The organism is Armatimonadota bacterium, from assembly GCA_023511795.1.
GTDB lineage: Bacteria > Armatimonadota > UBA5829 > DTJY01 > DTJY01 > JAIMAU01.
Window position 1 is genome coordinate 483573 of sequence record JAIMAU010000001.1, and the last position, 23326, is coordinate 506898.

At 47.2% G+C, this 23326-nt stretch carries 15 protein-coding genes; all 15 read left to right on the forward strand.

The genetic code is table 11. From position 1 onward, the window contains the following. The first annotated feature begins 5 nt into the window (after positions 1–5). A complete protein-coding gene (locus tag K6T99_02025; protein ID MCL6518586.1) occupies positions 6–944 on the forward strand; it encodes a sugar kinase in 939 nt (312 codons plus the stop codon). Further along, positions 938–3610, forward strand: a complete 2673-nt coding sequence (alaS, locus tag K6T99_02030; GenBank protein ID MCL6518587.1) for an alanine--tRNA ligase — start codon at positions 938–940, stop codon at positions 3608–3610. The genes K6T99_02025 and alaS overlap by 7 nt, the downstream gene beginning before the upstream one ends. A gap of 42 nt (positions 3611–3652) precedes the next feature. Then, a complete protein-coding gene (gene ruvX / locus K6T99_02035; protein ID MCL6518588.1) occupies positions 3653–4093 on the forward strand; it encodes a Holliday junction resolvase RuvX in 441 nt (146 codons plus the stop codon). Then, a complete protein-coding gene (mltG, locus tag K6T99_02040; protein MCL6518589.1) occupies positions 4080–5090 on the forward strand; it encodes an endolytic transglycosylase MltG in 1011 nt (336 codons plus the stop codon). The genes ruvX and mltG overlap by 14 nt, the downstream gene beginning before the upstream one ends. Continuing rightward, the gene (locus tag K6T99_02045; GenBank protein ID MCL6518590.1) at positions 5087–5629 is read left to right on the forward strand and encodes a YqeG family HAD IIIA-type phosphatase; all 543 of its coding nucleotides are present in this window, start codon (positions 5087–5089) and stop codon (positions 5627–5629) included. The genes mltG and K6T99_02045 overlap by 4 nt, the downstream gene beginning before the upstream one ends. Positions 5630–5690: 61 nt before the next feature. Further along, complete coding sequence (locus K6T99_02050; GenBank protein ID MCL6518591.1) at positions 5691–6548, forward strand: shikimate dehydrogenase; 858 nt, start codon at positions 5691–5693, stop codon at positions 6546–6548. A 98-nt stretch (positions 6549–6646) separates the two neighbouring features. Continuing rightward, positions 6647–8404 carry a Flp pilus assembly complex ATPase component TadA gene (gene tadA / locus K6T99_02055; protein ID MCL6518592.1) on the forward strand — a complete coding sequence of 586 codons (1758 nt, stop codon included), beginning with the start codon at positions 6647–6649 and terminating at the stop codon, positions 8402–8404. Between the two features lie 81 nt (positions 8405–8485). Further along, complete coding sequence (locus K6T99_02060; GenBank protein MCL6518593.1) at positions 8486–9625, forward strand: type IV pilus twitching motility protein PilT; 1140 nt, start codon at positions 8486–8488, stop codon at positions 9623–9625. 35 nt (positions 9626–9660) lie between these two features. Continuing rightward, a complete protein-coding gene (locus K6T99_02065; GenBank protein ID MCL6518594.1) occupies positions 9661–10887 on the forward strand; it encodes a type II secretion system F family protein in 1227 nt (408 codons plus the stop codon). A gap of 25 nt (positions 10888–10912) precedes the next feature. Next, a complete protein-coding gene (locus K6T99_02070) occupies positions 10913–11746 on the forward strand; it encodes a prepilin peptidase (protein ID MCL6518595.1) in 834 nt (277 codons plus the stop codon). A gap of 42 nt (positions 11747–11788) precedes the next feature. Then, positions 11789–12565: a prepilin-type N-terminal cleavage/methylation domain-containing protein gene (locus K6T99_02075; GenBank protein MCL6518596.1), complete on the forward strand. Its 777-nt coding sequence runs from the start codon at positions 11789–11791 to the stop codon at positions 12563–12565. Between the two features lie 342 nt (positions 12566–12907). Next, a complete protein-coding gene (locus K6T99_02080) occupies positions 12908–14695 on the forward strand; it encodes a hypothetical protein (GenBank protein MCL6518597.1) in 1788 nt (595 codons plus the stop codon). 26 nt (positions 14696–14721) lie between these two features. Further along, positions 14722–16503, forward strand: coding sequence for a type II secretion system GspH family protein (locus tag K6T99_02085; protein MCL6518598.1), 1782 nt, complete (start codon positions 14722–14724; stop codon positions 16501–16503). Between the two features lie 17 nt (positions 16504–16520). Continuing rightward, positions 16521–19142 (forward strand): hypothetical protein, encoded by a 2622-nt coding sequence (locus K6T99_02090; GenBank protein ID MCL6518599.1) that lies wholly within the window; start codon positions 16521–16523, stop codon positions 19140–19142. A gap of 91 nt (positions 19143–19233) precedes the next feature. Then, the gene (locus K6T99_02095) at positions 19234–23322 is read left to right on the forward strand and encodes a hypothetical protein (protein MCL6518600.1); all 4089 of its coding nucleotides are present in this window, start codon (positions 19234–19236) and stop codon (positions 23320–23322) included. Positions 23323–23326 lie beyond the last annotated feature (4 nt).

Genomic DNA, 23326 nt, shown 5'->3' on the forward strand with positions numbered 1-23326 from the left:
TTGCGATGTCGGAAGTTGTTTGTATTGGAATATTGGTTGCAGATGTCATTGGGAAACCGGTTACAGAGTATCCCGAGCGGGGAAAACTTGTTTTAGTCGACCGAATGGAGCTTCACAGCGGCGGATGTGCATCAAGTACAGCGATAGCACTTTCCAAAATAGGGGTGGAGACCGGAGTAATCGGCAAAGTCGGAGACGACGGTTTTGGTGACTTTTTAATTGGGGTTCTTGAACGCGCGGGCATAGACGCCAGGGGGGTTGTGCGCGACCCCGAGACAGCAACTTCGGCAACGATGGTCATGGTTCACCCAGATGGTGAGCGAAGCTTCATTCATTACCTGGGAGCAAACGCAACATTGACCGAACACGATGTGAATTTTGACTTGCTAAAGGATGCAAAAATATTGCATATCGCAGGGTCGTTTTTGATGCCGGCGTTCGATGGAGAGCCAACTGCAAGGGTTCTGCAGAAAGCAAAGCAGATGGGGCTTACAACAAGTATCGACACCGCATGGGATTCGAAGGGCCGATGGATGAGTCTAATCGAACCATGCCTTTCATATGTTGACATAGCAGTTCCAAGTATAGAGGAAGCACGAATGGTGACCGGCAAGCACAATCCACCTGATGTTGCGGCCGTGCTAATGGATCATGGAGTGAAAATTGTGGCTCTCAAAATGGGTGAGGAAGGTTGCTACATACGCTCGAAGGATGTTGAGCTTTATATACCGCGGTTTGACGTAGTGGCAGTAGATGCATGCGGGGCAGGTGACTGTTTTGCGGCAGGTTTCCTTACCGGCATCTTAAGTGGTTGGGACTTGGAAAAAACAGGTAGGTTTGCGAATGCTGTTGGCGCCACTTGCGTTATGGCATTAGGCGCAACTACGGGAATAAAAAGTCTAGAGGATACGCTATATTTCATGGAGCATACCCCGACATGTTAAGTAGTGAGCTGAGGACAAAATATCTTAAATTCTTTGAGGAACAAGGACACCTTATACACCCAAGTGATTCTCTCGTGCCCGATGATCCCACCTTGCTATTCACCAGCGCTGGAATGGTTCAGTTCAAACCGTATTTTATTGGCGCACGCAAGCCTCCAAGAAGTCGCATAACTACCGCTCAGAAATGTCTGCGAACTGGAGATTTGGAGGTAGTAGGAACAACACCATTCCACCATACTTTTTTTGAGATGATGGGCAACTTCTCCTTTGGCGACTATTTCAAAAAAGAGGCAATTACTTGGGCATGGGAGTTTCTTGCGAAAGTTCTTGGTTTCTCACCAAACGACCTTTGGGTTAGCGTTTATGAGAACGACGACGAGGCATATGAAATTTGGGAGAAAATAGTTGGTGTTCCGGCCGAGCGCATTGTTCGTCTAGGGGCTGGAAAGAACTACTGGCCTCCAAATGCACCAACCGAGGGTCCAAATGGCCCGTGCGGGCCGTGTTCTGAGATATTCTTTGACTATGGTGCAGATGTCGGCTGCAAGCGACCAAATTGCGACCCTTCTTGCGATTGTGCGAGGTTTAGCGAGGTTTGGAATCTTGTTTTTATGCAATACAATCGCGAAGAAGATGGTACGCTAACGCCACTGCCCCAAAAAAACATCGATACGGGTCTTGGACTCGAACGTGTGACAGCAATTCTCCAAGGCACGCCTACAAACTTCGAAACCGATTTGTTTTTCCCAATTATCAAAACCATAGAAGAGATAAGCGGGGCGAAGTACCAAGCAAAGGAATCAGATGCTGATATAGCCTTCCGCGTTATTGCCGACCATATCCGGGCGATGGTTTTTGCAATCGCGGATGGTGTTCTTCCATCGAACGTAGGAAGAGGATATGTTTTGCGGCGAATTATCCGCCGGGCAGTACTAAAAGGCAGATTACTTGGCCTCCAGGAACCATTCCTAGACCGAATTGCACCTGTTGTGGTTAAGGTTATGAAAGACCCTTACCCAGAGCTGGTGGAACGTGAAGGGCATGTCTGCAGGACTATAAGAGCTGATGAGGAAAAATTCCTGCGCACTTTGAACCAAGGGATGCAGAAGTTGGAGGAGGCAATAGAGGCTGTACTCAAGGGCAGTGGCGGTGAAGAGAAAGTGCTTCCGGGAATGGAGGCGTTTGTTCTCTACGATACTTACGGATTCCCTTTGGAGCTTACAGAAGAGATTGCCGCCGAACACGGACTGCGCGTAGATATCCAAGGCTTCAATGAGGCGATGGAAGAACAGCGGAGAAAGGCCAGAGAAGGAAGCGAAATTCCCTCCGAACTATTCGCAGTAAGCCTCATGACCCTTGCTGAAATAGAAAAAGAAGAGCCTGAGACTGAGTTTGTTGGCTATGATATGCTAATTTCAGAATCGAAAATAGTTGGCATTCTGAAAAATGGAGAACTTGTTGATTCTGCTTCCCAAAATGATGAAATTGAGCTTGTGTTGGACCGAACACCATTCTATGCCGAGTCTGGAGGACAAGTAGGCGATAAAGGCATTATTACAACAAGAGAAGGTGCAGAAGTTGCTGTAGAGCATACATACCGAGCCGGTTCGCTTATTGTACATTCTGGCAGAGTGACCTCTGGGAAATTGAGTCATGGAGAGAGAGTAACGGCTGCGGTAGACAGTGTGCGGAGAATGGCGACAATGCGCAACCATACAGCAACTCACTTGCTCCATAAGGCGCTTAGAGTAGTGCTCGGCGAACATGTTGTCCAGTCTGGTTCGTCGGTTGATCCTGAACGACTGAGGTTCGACTTTACGCACCCATCGCCACTTTCGTCTGAGGAATTAGCGCGGGTAGAAAGTATTGTAAATACCGAGATATTTAATGCCCTTCCTGTCGAAATTTACCAGACCACCCTCGAACAGGCGAAAGAGGATGGTGCGATGGCTCTATTTACCGAGAAATATGGCGGCCAGGTAAGAGTGGTAAGGATCGGCGATGTAAGTTTAGAACTTTGTGGCGGGACTCATGTGTCAAACACTAGTCAAATTGGGATATTTAAAATCGTCAGCGAAAGTAGCGTTGGTGCAGGTCTTCGAAGAATTGAGGCAATGACAGGACTTGCTGCGCTTGCATACCTAAATGAACGCGAGGCGCTTCTCAACGATGCGGCGGAAATCTTGAGGACGGCTCCAACAGATGTTCCCGATGCTGTGCGCAGGCTTGTTGAGAATTTAAAAACTGCAGAAAAGCGAATCGGCGATCTCCAGCGTCGAATTGTTTCGGGAGGCGCAGAAGAGCTTGCTTCGAGAGCCGTTGATGTGAACGGTGTAAAGCTCATTGCGGCGCGCGTTGAAGGCGATGCTGAGGCGTTGAGCACGTTGGCAGATGGCTTGGCGAATAAACTAAAATCTGCTGTTGTTGTGCTGGGTGCCCCGGCAGATGGGAAAGTAATTTTTGTCAGTAAAGTCACCGCCGACCTTGTGAAAAAAGGTTTCAATGCTGGAGATATAATACGTGAGGTGGCGAAAGTTGCAGGCGGAGGTGGCGGAGGACGTCCAGATTTTGCGCAGGCTGGCGGGCGTGATGTCAGCAAACTTGACGAAGCGCTTGAGAAGGCTAGGGAGCTTGTGAAAAAGAAAGCAGAGGGTAGCACCCCATAACTTCTGAGCAAATTTTTGTTTTTTGTGCTTGCAATTAAAGACATGCGGTATATGGGTCTAGATGTGGGTGATAAAACAATCGGCGTTGCCTTAAGCGATGAGCTTGGAATGGTGGCAACGCCATTAACTGTAATACGGCGAAGCACAAGCGTTAAGAAAGACATTGCTGAGATTAAAAAGCTGGCTGAAGCTTATCAAGTCGGCATTATCGTCGTTGGATTGCCCCTAATGTTGTCAGGGACGGTTGGAGCCCAGGCAGAAAAGGCTAAGGAGTTTGTCGAAGCACTCAAGCCACATGTCAAAGTTCCAGTCAAGCTTTGGGACGAACGGCTGACTACTGTTGAAGTGGAACGGATACTTATCGAAGCAGACCAGTCGCGTGAAAGTCGCAAGGCGGTTGTCGACAAACTAGCGGCGGCGGTGATGCTTCAATCCTATCTCGATCGTAAAAGGCGCGAGGTCCGTAATAGTGAGCAATCTTAGACGTGTTAGCCTTTTGGCAGTATTCCTTCTAGCAATCGTGGCGTTAGGGGTTTTGCTTTGGCTTAGTTGGGGGGTATGGACGCCAGCAGGTCGCGACCGCAAAGTAATGGTTTTGATACCCAATGGTTACTCTACCAAAAAAATTGCACGTTTGCTAGCAAAATCGGGTGTTATCCGCAGCTCATCTGGTTTTATTCTGCTTGCACTGTGGCAGCATAAAAGCGAAAGCCTCAAACCCGGTGCATACGAGCTAAGCCCTGCCATGACCCCCAGCAAAATTCTCAGGAAAATTGCCGCGGGCGATGTTAGCGCAAAGTGGGTTACGTTTCCAGAAGGGTTCACTACTTCGCAGATTGCCGAGCGTCTTCACGCAGAAGGCTTGGTAAATATGGATAGATTCTATAGCTTAGCACGAACCAGGGGGTCAGATTTTACTACAAGCTTCCCACATCCAGGAGATGACTTAGAGGGCTACTTATTCCCAGATACTTATCTGATTTCCATTGGCAGCTCAGAGGAATCTATAATTCAAGAGATGCTTGATAATTTCGGAAAAAGAATAGCGGATCTGATGCCTGAAATTGCTACAAGCGGCATGAGCCTTCATGAGATTGTTATCTTGGCTTCGCTCATTGAGCGTGAGGCACGCATTTCAAAAGATAGGCCGCTAATATCTGCAGTTCTTCGAAACAGACTTTCGAAAGGGATGCATTTGGAATGCGACGCAACCATTCTCTACGCCCTTGGGAGGCACAAGAGCCGCCTTTTTTATAGAGACCTGGGAATAGATTCCCCTTATAATACTTATAGGTATCCAGGACTCCCGCCTGGTCCGATTGCAAACCCTGGCCTTGCTTCTATCAAAGCAGCACTTCATCCTGCAAATGTGGATTATCTTTATTATGTAGCCAAACGAGATGGCTCGCACATCTTCAGCCGAACTTTAGACGAACACAACCGTGCAAAACAAATTGCGCGTGGAGGGACTGGTAGGTGAATAAGCTCCTTAAGCTTTTTTGCCCTGATGAATATTTATCTTCAGTGAGCCAGATAGACTTACAAGCATTACGAAATCGCGGTTTTTCAGCAATACTTGTTGATTTAGATAATACATTGGTGCCCTGGAGAAAAAGCGAAGTTCCCAAAGAAACTCACAACTGGCTTCAGAAGGCAAAAGAATATGGATTCAAGGTTTGCATAGTCTCGAATACACGTTTTCCCAATCGGCTTAAGCGCCTTGCGAAAGAAATGAATTTGCCATATGTGAATAAGGTATTAAAGCCTCGGCGCGGAGGTTTTAGAGAGGCACTAAGACTTCTTGATGTAGAGCCTGAACATGCAGTTGTAGTAGGTGACCAGGTTTTTACCGATATTTTGGGTGGTGAAAGGCTAGGACTGTATACCATTCTAGTAAGGCCCCTTTCTAAACATGAATTCATAGCAACAATAATCAGCAGGTTTTTCGAGAGAATGCTTTTAAGGTTTTTTGAAAGGCGCGGAATGCTTGCCATCAAAGATGGTGTAAAGCCTTTGTAGATGGGAACATTTGAGTAATCTGAAGCGTCAGAAAAAGGAAGATGGAAAATTGAAAGGACTGTTGAGCGGCGAGACAAAAGTTGTTGGCGTTTTCGGATATCCCGTGCGTCACAGCTTGTCTCCTGCAATGCATAATGCTGCTTTCAAAGAGCTTGGGCTAGACTTTGTCTACGTTCCGTTTAACGTGCACCCTGACAATTTGGAAGCCGCGGTTCGAGGCATCCGCGCGTTACAGATAGTCGGCGTGAATGTGACAATCCCACACAAGGAATCAGTAATTCGATTCCTTGACTGGGTCAGTCCTGAAGCCCAGCAGATATCTTCTGTAAATACGGTGCATAACTCTGAGGGATTACTTAGAGGCTACAGCACAGATGGGCAAGGTTTTATCGAATCGCTGGGTCAAATGGCTGCGGAGGTGGTTGGCAAGAAGGTTGTCGTGTTAGGCGCTGGTGGTTCAGCTAGGGCAATAGTTAATGCCTTGGCTGTTCGAGGTTGCCAAGTGACTGTTGCAAATCGCACGCTTAGTCGAGCAATTGAGATGGTCGAGGCGCTTAAGGCAAAATTGGGTGAGCATCCAATTCACACAGTGCAAATAGAAAGCGAGGAAGCACGGCAGGCAGTGGAAGAAGCGAACTTTCTGGTCAACTGCACTTCTGTCGGGATGTTTCCGCATACCGATGAGCAGCCGGTTCCTTCGGAATGGTTACACGAAGGGCTGTTGGTATACGATTTGATATACAACCCAATGGAAACGAAATTGCTGCAAGCGGCACGCAAGGTTGGATGTAAGGTAATGAATGGTATTAAAATGCTAGTTTATCAAGGAGCGATTTCATTTCGGATATGGACTGATTTGGAGCCGCCAATTAAGGCCATGGAGGAGGCAGTGGTGGCAGGATTGAAGAGAATGAAGTAAATCTTCGGAGCGGCCGATTGTATATAGTAAGACAGGATGGTATAATACTTTGAATAGGATGTCTGAATGCACGAGCATGGGGTGGAGGTCCTAAAGCAATGGTAACGATGAGAAAAGATATAGGCGATCTCCTTCTGGAGGCGCAGGTAATAACACCTGAGCAGCTTGCCCAGGCAAGAGAAGCTCAGAAGGCTGCACCTGGGGATATTGGCCAGATAATCATGGATCTTGGGTTTGCAAATGAAAAACAGGTGCTACAGGCTCGTGCACGCCAGCTAAACATACCGTTTGTAGACCTTACCACCCAGAAGATTGACCCTGCTGCTATAAACGTGGTGCCTGAGAATATAGTCAGGCGGCACAAGGTAATGCCAGTCATGAAGAATGGCAATCGCTTGACGGTAGCAATGGCGGATACAAACAACATAATGGCGCTTGACGACTTAAGGTCAGTCACGCGATTGCAGATTCAACCGGCGCTTGCTACTGCTCAAGCGATTGAGGAAGCTATCGAACGCAATTACCGTGGTGGAAGCAGTGACGCCGCAAGTGCTACTCCAGCTGCAACCACAGGTGCTCCACTTGGCGGCGGGATAGCAAGCATTCAAGATGCGATAGACTCATATAGGTCTCGCGAGGTTGCCGAAGAAGAAGACCCCGATGCAGTTGCAAGGGTTGCCGAGGAAGCCCCAATAATCCGGGCAGCCAACACGATCATACAACAGGCCATCCAGCAGGAAGCAAGTGATATCCATGTCGAGCCCGACAGGCGCCATGTGCGTGTGAGATATCGCTTGGATGGCGTTCTGCATGAAGAGATGACGCTCCCAAAATATATTCAAGCACCCTTGATTTCAAGATTTAAAATTATGGCGGAAATGAATATCGCTGAACGAAGGGTGCCTCAAGATGGACGTATTGCCGTTCGGGCAAATGGAAAAGATTATGACCTTCGTGTGAGCTGTTTGCCGACTATATATGGTGAGAAAATCGTCTGCCGAATTCTCGATAAGAGTAGCGTATTGATTGGTTTGAACAAGCTAGGTTTCTCGCCAGAGTCACTTGCAAGGCTTGAAGAATTAATAGTGCAACCTAACGGAATGGTTCTCTCTACGGGTCCAACTGGTAGCGGCAAAACTACAACCCAATATTCTGTCCTTCATAAGATTAACTCAGTAGCAAAGAACATAATCACAATTGAAGACCCTGTAGAGTATCAGCTTCCAGGAATATCACAGGTGCAAGTCAACGTCAAAGCAGGCTTGACCTTTGCAACCGCTCTAAGATCTTTCCTCCGGCAAGACCCCGATATAATTATGGTAGGTGAAATGCGAGACCTTGAAACAGCAGAAATAGCGGTTGAAGCAGCTCTTACAGGTCACCTGGTTCTTTCCACATTGCATACCAACAATGCCCCATCAGCTGTTATCCGAATGGTGGATATGGGGGTTGAGCCATACCTGATATCCGCAACTGTAATTGGTGTTCTGGCGCAAAGGCTTGCTAGAAAAGTCTGCCAGAACTGCAAAGAACCCTACCAAGTGCGTGCGAGCGAGCTTCGAGTGCTGGGTTATCCGGTAGAGGATAGAAATGAGATGATCACACTCTACCGTGGTCGCGGCTGTGAGGTGTGCAGGCATACCGGTTTCAAAGGAAGAATTGGAATCTTCGAACTTATGTGTGTAAATGACGAGATTGCTGAGCTTATCGTACGCAGAGCACCTCTTGCCGACATTCGCGAAGCGGCAAAAGCAAATGGAATGAAAGAACTCCGGGAGGATGGATTAGATAAAGTCCTTCAGGGGATTACCACTCCCGAAGAGGTCAAGGCTGTAGTCTTCACCGCAGGTCATTAAAGCTTGAATTCCTTTCCTAATAAATAGGGAAGCAGAAGTGAGGGGGACATATTGGTACAGGATGCCATGATAACTGCCCAAATGCAACAACGTCCGATTGGTAAAGTACGTCCAATCGAGGAAGTTCATATAGATGACCTTCTTAGATTGGTGGTGGAGCGTGGAGCTTCTGACCTCCACCTAGCAGTAGGGGTGCCACCAATTCTTCGAATCGATGGCCAGCTTATGCCAACTAATTACGAGAAGCTAACACCAACGGACAGTCAGAGGCTAGTGTATGATATTCTAACTGACGAGCAAATTCAGCGGTTCGAAGCCGACCTCCAGCTTGATTTTTCATATTCTTTGGCTAAAGTTTCGCGCTTCAGAGTTAACATCTTTCGCGACAAAGGTACAGTAGCAGCCGCTTTCCGGGTAATCCCCACACGAATTCCTACTATTCGCGAGTTGGGTCTTCCAGTAATACTTGAAGAACTTTCAAGAAAGCCTCGCGGATTGATTCTCGTGACAGGACCGACTGGTTCAGGAAAGTCTACAACCCTGGCGGCGATGGTCAACCAGATAAACTCCGAGAGAAGTGCGCATATCATTACCATTGAAGATCCCATTGAGTATTTGCATCAACATAAAATGAGTATCATTAATCAGCGTGAGCTAGGCCTTGATGTCAAGTCGTTCTCAGGCGCACTTCGAGCTGCTCTTCGCGAAGACCCAGATGTAATCCTCGTTGGCGAAATGCGAGATTTGGACACGATATCAACTGCGATAACATGCGCTGAAACAGGACACCTAGTGCTTGCCACACTACATACAATCAATGCGCCGCAAACAGTTGACCGCGTGGTAGACGTTTTTCCGCCTGAGCAACAAGAGCAAATCCGGTTTATGCTTTCAAATAACTTGGAAGCTGTTCTATGTCAACAGCTATTGCCCAGAGCAGGAATGCCGGGCCGCGTTTGTGCAATGGAGGTAATGATAGCTTCACCGGCTATAAGAAACCTCATTAGAGAAAATAAGGCACACCAGATAACTTCGGTTATACAAACGAGTGCTAATCTTGGGATGCAGACAATGGACCAATCGCTAAGAGACTTATATCAACGCGGCCAAATAACGTATGACGAAGCTCTATCACGAGCGATGAACCCTGATGAATTCAAAACAATGGTAGCCACAGCCGGACGTGGCGCCCCCATGCCTGGGAACGCTAATGGAAGATAGGAAATATCGGGCACCGCTGATTTAGGAGTGAAAAGATGGCAACCTTCGCATACACAATCAGAGACGCAACAGGCACAATACGACAAGGGATATCGGAAGGTGAAAGCGAGGCAGCGGTAGCACGGTCGCTTCAAGAGCGCGGCTATACCGTTATGAAGGTCCAACGGACAAAAGCTTCCAAACCTAAATCCGCTGGGATGGGATTTGGGCGCGTGAAGCTTACCGACCTTGCTATCTTTTGCCGTCAATTTTCAACAATGATTGATGCAGGTGTTTCACTCGTAAGGTGTCTTTCAGTTCTCGCGGAACAAACGCAAAGTCCTAAATTGCGGCGAATCATTGCTGATATTGAAGCCCAGGTTCAGGGTGGAGAAACGCTTTCAAAAGCAATGTCCAAATATCCTAATGTTTTCAGCAATCTATTCATCGGTTTGGTTCGAGCTGGCGAAGTTGGCGGTGCGCTTGAAGAAAGCCTTCAGAGGTTATCTACCTTCTTAGAAAAAGATTTGGAACTCCGCCGCAAAGTTAAATCCGCAATGACATATCCGACAATTGTCGTGGTTGTTGCACTTATAATTGTCATTGGCTTGGTCACGTTTGTGCTTCCGAAGTTTATGGATCTGTTTAAAGACCTCGGCGTTAAAGAAATGCCAATCACGACGCTAATGCTTATGAATTTCAGCCATTTTCTGACAACAAAATGGTATATTATGCTGGGTTGCCTTCTCGCTTTTTTCGCGGCCTTTCGCCTTTTTGTCAAAACCAGAGTTGGACGTCGAATTTACGACCGAATAAAGCTTAAGGCGCCGGTATTCGGAAAGCTAAATCACAAAATATGCCTCTCGCGATTTTCCCGCACACTAGCAACGCTTCTGATAAGCGGCGTGCCGATACTTCAGGCTATGGAAACCGTCGCAGGAACAGTGGCAAATGAAATCATCGGCGATGCGATTCTAGAGGCGAGATCGAGAATTCGCGAAGGCGATAGGATTGGCGAACCTCTTCAAAAAAGCAAAATGTTCCCGCCTATGGTAGTCCAAATGATAAGCATCGGCGAGGAGTCCGGTGCGCTGGACCAAATGCTTGGAAAGATCGCGGACTTCTATGAAAATGAAGTGGATGCCGCGCTCCAAAGCCTTACGGCTTCCATCGAACCTGTAATGATTGTATTTTTAGGTGGTGCTGTAGGTTTCATAGTCATCTCAATGTTTATGCCGCTTATCACAGTTATTGGCAATCTTTCCCAAGGTGGCGGCGAGTAGAGCTTAGGAGAAAAGCATATTAGCAATGCCCGAATGGCTCGGTGCAGCGATTGCATTCATATATGGGACGGTGGTCGGCAGTTTTCTCAATGTATGTATCTGGCGTATGCCGAGGGATGAGTCAATCATCCGGCCAGGTTCCCGTTGTCCATCTTGTAAAACACTCCTCCGTGCATGGGATCTGGTCCCCTTGGTAAGTTTCTTGATTCAAAATAGACGCTGCCGTTATTGTGGCGAGCCAATTAGTTGGCGGTATTTCTTGGTTGAATTATTGACTGGAGGATATTTCGCAGTAACATATATCTGGTTCGGATACAGCGTGAACTTCTTTGCGCATGCGCTTTTTGGAGCTGCACTAATCGCAGTTTTTTTTATAGACTTAGAACATTGGATTATACCGGACCAGCTAAGCCTTTTTGGGATAGTAGTTGGTTTGGTACATGATGGAATCGAATTGGCAATAGGGGGTCGGCAACCATATAGGATTCCAATACCAGGTACAGATTTGCTGTTGCCTGTGCCACAATCAATAGCAGCAATCGTAATCTGCGGCGGATTTTTCATGGCAATCGCCGTTATCAGCTATTATGTATTCAAGAAAGAAGGGATGGGCGGCGGCGATATTAAGCTAGCAGCAGCGATAGGCGCAAACTTAGGAATATGGCCTTCGATGGTATCATTCCTGATTGCGGTGGCGCTGGGCAGCTTGATTGGCATTGGCTTGGTTTTGGCAGGCAAAAAAACAAGAAAAGACTATGTTCCTTTTGGGCCAATGATGGTTGCCGGTGCGATAATAGCAATATTTTTTGGCCAGCGAATACTGGATTCATATCTAGTTTTTAGTGGACTTGGCAACTAGGCGGGGTCGGATACGCGGCTCTGGCAAACGGAGGAATGAAAGATGCTACTAAAAAAACATGGCGGTTTTACAATTATAGAACTTTTGACAGTTATTAGTATCATGGGCGTGCTAGCGGCCTTAATCTTTCCAGTCGTAGCTTCTTCACGCGAAAGTGCGAAGAAAGCTCAGTGCACGAGCAATCTTCACCAAATGTGGACCGCTCTAAAGCAATTTCAAATGGACGAACACCGATATCCAGATTTTATTGCAGGTCCGGCGTATAGGGAGAATGGAGCAATTGTACCGCTAAATAAGACTTCTGGCATGGATGCAACCGGCCGTGCTGTGTCGCTATACCCCGAATACATAAAAGAGGCTAGTGCTCTAAATTGTCCAAAATCTGTTGTCAACGGAGAGGGCGCGGAATATAAGCAAACGGACGTAGCCCCAGACCCATTAGGCAGAACGTGGTATGAGACCAACACAACAGACCCCAATAACCCAGAGCCACAGCCAGTTTTTCTATATAAATACTCCAGTTACGATTACCAGTGCCCAAGACCGCTTGGATGGAAACCCGAGGCGCATTATTCCATTGAGTGGCCGCTAGATGATGATGATGACAAGCTACAAGAAAATATAGTAAAACAATTAAAATGGCGGAACCCGCCTGCAGAGACAGTCGTTGCTTGGTGTTCCTACCACAGGGATGTCACACGAACAGGAGTTAGGCCCAACAGCAAAGATTTAGTGCTGTTCTTGGATGGACATGTAAAACAACTGCCATCTTCATTGGCAATTGATTGGAAAAACGCCTGGAGGAACTTCAAACAATAGAGCAAAATCAAGCTAAAGTTCGCCGAAAGGTAACTAAAACAGATGCTTGCTTCCTTATTTATTTGAAAAGAAATGGCAAGGCTGTTGAAGTTACCTTGTTTAACATTTAGGATGGGAACATTAATCGAGTTCGGGGAGTCAAATAACTGGTAGAAAATAGCGCTTAAATGCGTGAAGATACCAGGTAAGTATGCGCCCTCCGGCTCATCCGAATTAATAAAATTGGCCCGTGCTCCTAATGAAGTAAATTGTTTCATGAAAACGTTGGAGAGCAGGACCAAAGAGTAGCGATTGAGACGGAAGCCGGCGCATTCTTTTTAGGAAGACCGATTGGTGAAGCCAATGAAGCTTCTTTTACAATTTAAAAATGAGCGAGGAATATCCTTAGTCGAGGTCCTGACAGCAATAGTCATATTCCTCGGCGGCATTCTCCTAGTGGTGCGCATGTTTCCAGGTGGTTTTGCCGTCGTAAAGCACAGTGAAGACGTTACCCTCGCAAATCGCCTTGCCCAACAGGAGCTCGAGCGGTGGAAAGGTATGGCTGCCAATCTTCCTGGCGGAATATTGCCTTGGGGTTGGAATGAAACCTCCGGCGCCTATACCGTGCTTCCTGATATTAGTCCAGACAACTTGCGCGATCCTGTCGAACCTAGCGATGGGTGGCCAGCAGGATTTAACACGTACTATTACACGGATGTCAACAAATTCCGCCACATCTATGCTGAAGCTACCAAGATTCCCATGCCATTAAACCCAGCGGCCCCTGACTCCTTAGGTTCGATTTACATCCTGGGATTCAGCCCCATAGCGTGGGATGGCCCAGGATCCATTAAGGTTTATAGCGGCCCGATGCGACGGCGAAATGTTTGGCTTGGGATTCCTACACTCAGAAGCCTTAGTGAATATGCCATTGATTATGATAATGCGGTTATCTATCTCCGGGCTACCCCCTATACCCGGCGATTTATGATTACCTACTCCTATTGGGACAATGACCCTTTGGTAGATGGCAGACCTGACCTGGTTCCGGTGGTTAGCCAAGAAATTATTGTCAACAACAATACTGCCAAACAAATTGACCCCTACACTGTGGCAGTAGATATTCCAGGCCCAGCAGGAACAAAGCTGTCTACAGAACCGGGTTATATGTTTATCGACCATGGCAGCGATTCACTGCATCGAATGTTCGAGCTGATAGATGCAGGCGCTCGGTGGAATCCGAACAATCCGTATGAATACAAAGTTTTAGACTATGTGGCCGGCGTTATTTATTTTAACCCATATGGATATGGCTACGAAGAATATACCGCACGAGGGAAAATGCCTTTGATTGCCTACATAGACTACAATGTTCTCGATTGGCATATTATTCGCGAGGAGCGAAAACTCCCCGACCATATAAACAGTCCAGCAGATTGCGAGTTTAAACTTACCCTTCGGTTTATAAAAAAGGCTGGAGAAACCATTGAATTGAATGGCCAAAAATATGAAGGATTGGCGGCACACCCACCTTATAATTATCTTCCATATGATGTATTAGCGCTCGACGTGGAAACTGGCGCATATTATACTGAAGACAGCAAAATGAGCGACGGAACCCCAGCATTGCAGGTTAATTATAAAGACGGGATAATCCGCTTTCATCCTTTGTTTGCCGGCAAAACATTTCGCGTCTACTACCGCGCAGATGGGGATTGGGCGGTTCAAGTTTATAAAACCTATGATGTATACCGGAAAAGCGATAGGCTGAGCTTGGATTACCGCCAATACCATATAAACAACAATGGCATAATGACTTTCACCAGATGCTATGCTGGTATGGCCGTAGCAGTGGATTATACCTTCGAGGCTACCATCCAAGGGCAGGGGCGCTTAAGGCTTACCAGGAATGGCGATACTTTCCGCATTTCGGAGGCCACGGGCCCCGGAGGTTACTGCAGTGTTGATATCCGCCAAAGATTGTTGGACTTATATGGTCCAGACTCCGACCCGAGAATTCTATTTGTAAGCAAGGTCTATGGCATTACCCTCGGCGCAAGGGTTATTTGGCGTGACTCCGGCCGCGCGCTGAAGGCCGGCAAATGGAAGTCTGCAGATATACAGACATATCTGACGCGGGCGATGCAGTAAGCAGCGAATAGGGTTGCTAAGAGAAGATGAAACGATTTCTTAAATCCAATAAGGGATTCACGCTCTTAGAAATACTGATTGTCATTGCCTTGACGGTGATTGTTCTGGGACTGGTCTTCATTCCGGTTACCAGGACTTTCGAATTTACTCGACAGGCCGAAGTGATGGTCAGGACCCAGGACAACGCGCGCATCGCCATGGAACAGATAAGCCGTGATTTGGCGGATGCCATGTATGTTTTCGACAATACGCGGGACCCAATCAATTTTAAGGTAAAAGATGCAACGGGTAGAACAGTTTTCGTCCCAGTATATTACGCCAAAATTGATTTGGTTCTTCCTCGCATGAGATGCTATTGTACTAGCCCGAAACATCCTAATAACCAGCCGAGGGATTTTCCGAGACACGATCCTTCTAATCCCGATTTTGACGAATCAGCGCCAAGGTGTAAGTATGATGGATCGTTGCTGGAAATCCGGCCTGCCGAGCCACTTGCGCCTGATACTTTTATTGTTCGCTATTTCATAGGCCTGAGAGATCCGACAGCAGAGTATTCGAATAGTTATGCGAGCAAGACAGCAGTCCCGGGTACTGATAATATGTTTGTCCTTTACCGGGCAGAGTTTAGTCTCTACGATGATAACTTATTTGACCCAAGCATTCCCGTACAGGACCGACTGTCTTATCCAAACTTTTTCTATGATGAACCATACTGCAAACGCTGGAAGCAAATAAGCAGGCCTATGGTTACGGTGGAGAATACCGACCTAGTGAACATTAGATTTGAAGGTGTAAATCCAATCGTTATGCCGACGGTAAAGTTTATGCCGACGGCCGTCTACAACGATCCCATGGTTCCAACTGTGGAAAAGAGTGATGCTCCGGAGTTTGGCGATGCACCGCCAACCGTTTATAAAGCGACCTATGGACATTGGGTTCTGCCCTACGAGGTTATGCTATTGCGAAAAGATCCGAAGAATCCAGGCTCGCATATATTGTATAAGACAGCTCAGAGCACCGATGGAAATGGCAATCCGTTTATAGGCATCTTTAGGGATGGAAAGCTGATATTCAATATAACAAAATACCTGGCTACGAAGAATACCAGTAAATATGGCGCCGGGATAATCGAACCAGCGAAGCCTGAAGTTGCCTTCACGATTGATCCGGTTAAAGGCACTGCGAATTTCGCCTTTCCGGTAGTAAACGACCAAATCAGCAGTAGAGCGGGCGGTACAATGGCGATTAGCAAGATGGGTAGCACTGACGATATCAACGCGGCTTATATTAGTTCAGGATACCGCGACCGATACCGCCGCTTCCTAATCAATGATCCTACTGATACTTCAGACCCAGTTTCCGAGATACTACTTAATGCACGGGTTGTACCGATGTCCGAGCGTGTAGTAGCACCTTGTGCCACCCCGGGTTCAAACTATGGAAAACCAATTCTGTATAGTCGGACTCCACTATATTGCTACGAGCCAGATTATAACCAATACAAGCTGGATATTGATTATGGCATCGGAGGCAATGGAACACCTTGTGAAGGCGTCGCGGCAATTTTCTTCCATTCCCTTCAGACCCAGGAGAGAGGATCAGGTGTACCATTGCCGCCGGGGAAAGACAATGTGTTTGTCTTTTATCAGGTGCAGAACAATCTTGCAGATGACACATTGCGGGCAAATTATGTGACAAAGAGCTTGATAACAGTGACGTTAGGCATAAAAATGTATGACCCAGCATCAGGTAAGCCACAGAATATCGAACTTACAAATAAGGTGCGCATTAGGAACGTTGCCTCATGAGCGGGTGGTGTAAACGAATGCAAAAAGATCAACCGGGCAAAAATACATTGGCTAACCAAAGTGGCCAGTCGCTCATACTGGCATTGACAATTATGTTCCTTTTGCTCTTCCTTGGCGGCATATTTGTTGCTCTCATTGCTCGAAACTTGGTGAGAGCACAAAGAAGCGGCGAAAGCTTGTCGGCGGAGTATCTTGCCGAGGTTGGTATACGATATGCAGACCACCAACTAACCTACAGCGAGGAAGGGGCGGACTGGCGGCCAGTGCCGACATTCCCGAAAGTAGTCCAAGCAATCGCAAATGGCCAAAACCCTGAGTCCTTACCCCCGGCAGATAAACCCAATCCATTGGACCCTGATTACCAGTGGCTAATAAGAGGTTTCAGCAGGTTTAATTATGGTAAAGGACGATTTCTCCTCCTCGTAACCTATGAGCCGAAGCGTGGCGACCCGATGTCAAAGTATATCAAGATAACGTCAATTGGACGCTCGGGAATTGTTGACCAGAATGACCCCACTACTTGGACAAAACAGCCTTCTCGTTTGCGCTCCGAACTCGTTGCATATAAGGCAATTTGCATTACCGATTACGCCAGGTTTATAACAAACAAAGATAGAAGGACAGGTGCATTACCCCTAGGCACTCCAAGGTTTACAACAAACTTCGGAGAGCTAGTGAATAATAACATTCATGGCGCACCTATCCGTGTAAATGGCGATTTAATTTGGCACGGCAAGAACTACGTTTGGCTGGATGCAAGTAGGGGTGATGTTGTAGAAGTGGCTGGCGATATAAGCCATGCTTCGCCGCCATCACCATCGGAACCAGATGTCACCGCCGTCTATGTTAATGGTGTTCAGGCAGAGGAAAGCAGTTCGCCGACTTTCAATACAAGTCCAGATGATCCTAATGCTGAGATTGGAAAGTACAGAGATGGCAGACTCGAACCTGACGTACAAAAGAGGCCAAGGCACATTACTAGGATTGAGCCACCTTTGATAGATGCGCTCGGTACCGCAAGCAGGGTGACAAGATATCGTGAGCTTACTCGGAATTCAGGCGAGTGGAAACAGACAAGACAAGGCGAATGGTATAATACAGGCTATTACGGTTGGGGCAAGGGTATTTATATCGCAAACTTTCGCGACGTCCAAACTGAAAGCGAGGGTTATACCCTTCGGGCAAACTGGACTCAGCCTGGTACAGAGTATTGGAATGGCCCATATTACACGCCGCCTGCTGTAACTATCACCCTTTTTCCTTATGACCTCGACAATGCTGATAATGATAATAAACCCGAGACCGGACCAGATATTGTTATAACAAGGGATGAGAGAACTCGCTATATATGGCGCGACCGGGATGGCAATCCCCTTCCTGCCACCGGTGAGCAAATTATAATGCAATATCCAGAAAACGGTGTGATATTTGCCGAGGGGAATATACGGATTAAAGGCGTGCTTCCTCCAAAGGTCCAGCTCACTGTTGTATCTGGCGCAACTATCTACATTGACGGAAACATTCTCCGAAATCCAGCCGAGCCCGATGAAAGCGCAATCGCCCTGCTAGCCGAAGATTATGTATGCGTAAACACGACGCAGTTTTTTGGGCCTGCAAGAGAAGTCCCGCTTCCAAATCCAGGCGCAGAACATTTTGACGTTTCCCCAAAATCGTCATTCTGGTTTAGTTTTACATTTGGAGCAGATCCAGCTAGGGCATATCCGAACATTCCTGTCAGGCTTTATGCAAGACATACAGCAGCTCCTGGTGGCGCGAGCTATATAAACCTTCTGCTGAACTATCCGCCCAACCAAGCCGAGGTAAATTCCAATCCATATTATTCGTTCTACATGTTTAATCCAAGTGCAAACTTAGTTCCTTTGCGATATGTTTATCCTCTTGGCGATATGATTTTGAACCCAAACACTTATTGGACCCAGCAATACGATGAGTGGGAGTGCGCAGCATTCCCACTGGAAATCTCCTACCCTGGTAATAAGAGTCCAAATTATGCGATTTGGGGACTCCCCGGCAAGGAGAATTATATTGGTTTCCAGCTCGACCAGAGTATGCCGTTTGGGACTGGCACGCAGGATTATTATCTGTCGCGAGCGTTCATCCAGCCGCTAGATATAAGGATAGAAGCACTCATATATGCGCAGAATAAGTCGTTCTTTATTATCCCTGGTCCGTGGATGAATCCTGACCCAACGGACACAGAAGAAAACTTCCGAAGGCTTGGTCATCGGCCGCCTGGGACAAATCCGTTTTGGCCGTTTTATGGCCAGCCACCTGATATACGAATAATTGTCTACGGCTCTATAAGCGAGAATTTGCCTGCGCCCATTGGTGATTCAAGCGCTTGGATGGAAAAGTGGGGTTGGATTCCACCTGAACATGGAACGTCTGGTGAGTTTGTTGATGCATATAGGCCTCCTCTCGACCCCAACCAGAATGGGAAAACAGACAAAAGGGCGGGTTTAACTTTTGTTTATGACGACCAGCTGTCATATCCTTATGTAGCAATCAGTCCAACTCAAGAAATTCCAGTTCGTTGTGATGAGTATGGTAGAGTTCTGCCGCTACTTCCAAAGTTGCCAGTAAGCCCACAAATGTTGTATATGGGTGAACCCACTTAATATGGAATATTTGGAACAAGACAGGCTGTGAAGTAATCAGAATAAATGAGAAAACATGGGCTACACCGGTTGAAACGGTGGTGAATTTTTCATGAAATACAAGTTTGTAATTACAATTGCAATTTTGGTTTGCGTTGTGTTGCTGACCAGCGTAGTGCAAGCGGCTGGCTTTGTATATTCAGGCAGCCGAAAGGAGATCAAAGCTGGCGTTTTAATCTTTAAATACAATAATGCGGGAAATATTGAATACAGCAAAGCAAGCGATCCATATATATTTTATGTAATGGACCAGCGGAGCGAGCTCAAGCCAGCCGGCTGGGAATTCGTCAATCCTTTGGCGCCCTCAAGAGTGACGCCAGACATTATTAATAGATGGGGGTCAGCTTATAAAGCTGGCGACCAAGTAACAAAGGACATGGCTTGCTATTGGGAAGTCAAGATAGATGCTCCATTTTCTGATTTAGCGAAGTTCGACGTGCTCTTTATGACATGTCCTTCTAGTTCAAACCTTTTGCTTAAGCCACGTGATATCGAAAAACTTCGGAAAATGGTTGACGCCGGCGGCGTAATTTGGATCGAAGACCGTGGGGGCGCTAGATTTAGCGACACAAATGCTTTTTTTATACGCGATTTGGATTTTGGCACAGGCGGTTCGCCAGGATTAGCAAATGTTCCCAACCCAGCACATCCGCTGCTTACCATGCCTTTTACTCTTAGCTGGGAGGAAGTAAGCAACCTTGGACCGGGCCCAGAATTGATTGGAAGGAACTTCATATCAGCCGCAGACCCTCACTATTTTGCCCCCATAGTTTTGTCACAAGGGAGATTAATTGTGGCGGCTGCTCAATATGGCAGTGGCCATATCGTTGCTGTTGGCGAGAATGTGGGGACTGCAATTAGTAGCGCTGTAGGTAACGGCCCATACGCAAAACAGAATTGGATGCTTGCCCAAACCGAAGATTTAAAATTCGCCTACAATATTGTGAGCTGGGGCTCGGAGCATACTACTTTCCATAAAAATCCTCGCCATACAGGTTATTCATTTGAGCGAATGAGTAACAACTTGGCGATACTGTGGAAATTCCTAACTCCAACTAGCTCAATGGAAACAGGTTCTTCGCCAGCTTTCCTCGACAATATGGTTTTTTACGTCGACAACCAGGGCATACTCCATGCGTTTGATCTTATGCCAGAACGAGATAGAGACAACGATGGAAATCCTGACGATGGTAAACCCGATTTTGGGACGGGTACGCCTTACGATGAAGTGTGGTTTGATCAGGTGGGCCCGGCATCGTCGCCCACAACTGCCTATGTTTCGGTAGGTGGCAATTTTATCCCAGCTGTGTTTGTGACAACAAAAGAAGGCAAAGTTATCGGATACTGCGCTCGCGACGGAAGTCAGAAACACGACGCCCTTAATCTCGGTGTTCCTTTTGCAAGCGACTACGATATCCCTGCGCCAACCTTTTGTGATGGAGTGCTCTATTGTGGAAGTTTGGATGGCAGACTTTACGCTCACGACTATAATAGAGACATTTCCTGGGTGTGGCCAAGGCCGCCTCAGTACTCAGGTATTGGCCAGGTTTTAAACTCGCCTACCATTGGATATTTCCGCAATCCGGCGACCGGAGCGGTTGACCAGGTGCTTCATCTAGCGACACGTGGTATCAAAGGAACATCTGATGGCGCCATCCAGTGTTTTCCAATTAAAGTGTTCGGCGAGCCCCTTAAAAAGGTCGGAGCTACTGGGACAGGAACAAGCATTTATGAAATTGCTTTACCAAGCACTGCCATAATAGAAACCCCGGGTTCGTATCAGGTCTATTATGTGCTTCCCGATGGAACAATAGAAGATGTTACAGACAATGTTATAAGAATTAATCAGCCAGGAAAGTTCGAGATTAGCGAGAGTACTCCCAAACAAATTCCTCCTGGAACTGGCTTATTCGCCAATTATGAGGTAGATTATGCAAGCAATCAAGCTACTGGCATGTATCGCCAGCGTATCACCGTAAAAACACGTCGCCCAACGGGAATAGGTCCTGAGGGTGTTGGAGTTCTTTCTACTCCAGCAGCAGGGCCAAATGATGTGCTGTACTACATTGCAGAAAACGGCTCAATCTATGCCGCTCAGGAAAGCGGACGTGGCGCAGCTGTCATTAAATGGCGGTGGTTCCTTGGCGATCCCGGTGCAGTGCAGCTTCTTGGCGGTCAAGCTTTGCCCGTTGGGTCGCCGGTGATAGGCGATGACATAGTCTATGTTGCTGTAAACGTAGATGGGCAGGGGATGATTCTCGCCTTTGAAGCTGACCCCTCCTTTGTAATCAATACTGGCGTGCCGATTGACCGCCGCAGACCAGTCGAAGTATATCAGTTTGATACGCTAAATCCTGGCGTCGAACCAGTGCCAATAGGAGGGGCTCCCGAAGATAGCGGAGGTACTGCCGCGTACCGAGTAGACTACGAGAGGGGAAGGATTACATTTGTCAACTTCCGCGATCCTCGAAATAGTCAGACTGAGCTTTCCGCATCTCAAGATCTGGTGGTAAAGTTCTACATAGCTGAGGAAGCAGGCGGCAGTGGCACGCCAGAGTCTCAGTGCCATGCAGCATTCCCGCCTAGCGCGGGATTGGTAGTTTCCACCTGCCAGTGGTATCCAAATGACTCATGGAATAATCTAAGATGGTTTGCAAGGTTGCCAAATAATCCATTAGGCAAAACAGAAATAACTTCATCGCCCGCGTTGATTGGAGACACATTGTTTGTCGGTTGTGCAAATGGCATGCTTGCTGTCTTGGACGTCGGCAAGCTAAATGAGAAATTCCGCGGCCCATGCTCAAATGTTTCGCAAGACCCTGAGAGCATTAAATTAATCAGAGTTTTTCCTGCAATGCCCGGTATAAATCCTCCCAGCGCTGCGGGCAACGTATGGGCGACTGTTGCAGGGCAGAACGGAATCCTTGCGGTAGCGACACAAGCTGGATTGGTCGTTCTCCACAACGGTCTTACACTTGTGGCTGACGGCAAGCGAATACTCGAAATTGATGCCGGAGGCTCAGCCGTTTGGTCATGTGATTCGACGATTAGCTTTGTTAGGAGCACATCTCCAGCTGGCGATGTTTACAGCCAGGTAAACACGCCTCTAAACAGGCCTTCGGTAGCAAGGCGAACAGTAGGTGGTGGAATCGTTGTTGCAGATACCGGAAACAATCGGGTTGTGCTCATAGACCGGGCCGGAAAGGTACTTTGGCAGATTAGCGATTTTGTGGATCCTCGAAGGAGTACGCCGCAGGATCCTTATAAGCCAAATGATTCGTTGAACGAACCAACCGACGTTTATATGTGGATACAACGAGACCGAAGCACAGGTTATCCAGAATATCACTACCTGATTGCCGATGCAGGAAAGTACCGAATTGTCGAAATTGCCGCAAAGTATATCGACAATGTTGGATTCGTGAATGAACTTGTCTGGACAACTCGAACCTTCGAGCAAGGAAAACGCTACAGATATAAGAAACTATGGTCAGATTTTCCGCAAGGTCGAAGGTCAACCCTAATTGCAATTGTTACAAACTACCAGCCACAATCGCCCGACCCATCTGATGCCACATTGCCTAATCCAACACTTGCTCCCGAGGCGATTGGGAGGGAACGTGAGGGTGGCGCGCTTGTCGTTATTAACCCAAGCCCTGATATGACAGCCGCCGACCTTGCGACCAATCCTTCTGCCGGTCTGATAAGGACCGTTGTCACGGAAATAGAGGCAGTAAACGGGAAAAAGTACCAGTTATTCAATCCAACTTGCTTTGATAGATACAAAGTCAGTAGTACGCGCTATTACGACCTGATAACTGATTCAAGGGGAATCTATATCATAGACCATGCTGTGAGTGGCGGCAAAGACGTTATTCAGGATATCTATGCTTGCATGTCAACAGACTACTTCAAAGCCACAGGACATCTGATGATGCCTGTGCATGGAAAGATTTTGCCGAGTCTCAATGTTTTGATAACAAATATGGCATCTTGGGCAGGGGGACCGTTTGGGTTCAGCGGAGAAATTGTAGAGTTGGATCCAACTAGCTGGCCAAGCAACTGTGGGATTGTTGGAACTATTAGTTCTATCCCTGGAAGTTACGAGCTTCAGCAGCCAAGTAGCGCCGAAAGGCAGTAAAGAA

Excerpts from the sequence above, each read along its gene's own strand:
- K6T99_02075 (MCL6518596.1), top strand. The coding sequence starts at position 11,789 with ATGCTACTAAAAAAACATGGCGGTTTTACAATTATAGAACTTTTGACA.
- ruvX (MCL6518588.1), top strand. The coding sequence starts at position 3,653 with ATGCGGTATATGGGTCTAGATGTGGGTGATAAAACAATCGGCGTTGCC.
- alaS (MCL6518587.1), top strand. The coding sequence starts at position 938 with ATGTTAAGTAGTGAGCTGAGGACAAAATATCTTAAATTCTTTGAGGAA.
- K6T99_02095 (MCL6518600.1), top strand. The coding sequence starts at position 19,234 with ATGAAATACAAGTTTGTAATTACAATTGCAATTTTGGTTTGCGTTGTG.
- K6T99_02060 (MCL6518593.1), top strand. The coding sequence starts at position 8,486 with ATGCAACAACGTCCGATTGGTAAAGTACGTCCAATCGAGGAAGTTCAT.
- K6T99_02065 (MCL6518594.1), top strand. The coding sequence starts at position 9,661 with ATGGCAACCTTCGCATACACAATCAGAGACGCAACAGGCACAATACGA.
- K6T99_02025 (MCL6518586.1), top strand. The coding sequence starts at position 6 with ATGTCGGAAGTTGTTTGTATTGGAATATTGGTTGCAGATGTCATTGGG.
- K6T99_02080 (MCL6518597.1), top strand. The coding sequence starts at position 12,908 with ATGAAGCTTCTTTTACAATTTAAAAATGAGCGAGGAATATCCTTAGTC.
- K6T99_02085 (MCL6518598.1), top strand. The coding sequence starts at position 14,722 with ATGAAACGATTTCTTAAATCCAATAAGGGATTCACGCTCTTAGAAATA.
- tadA (MCL6518592.1), top strand. The coding sequence starts at position 6,647 with ATGGTAACGATGAGAAAAGATATAGGCGATCTCCTTCTGGAGGCGCAG.
- K6T99_02070 (MCL6518595.1), top strand. The coding sequence starts at position 10,913 with ATGCCCGAATGGCTCGGTGCAGCGATTGCATTCATATATGGGACGGTG.
- K6T99_02090 (MCL6518599.1), top strand. The coding sequence starts at position 16,521 with ATGCAAAAAGATCAACCGGGCAAAAATACATTGGCTAACCAAAGTGGC.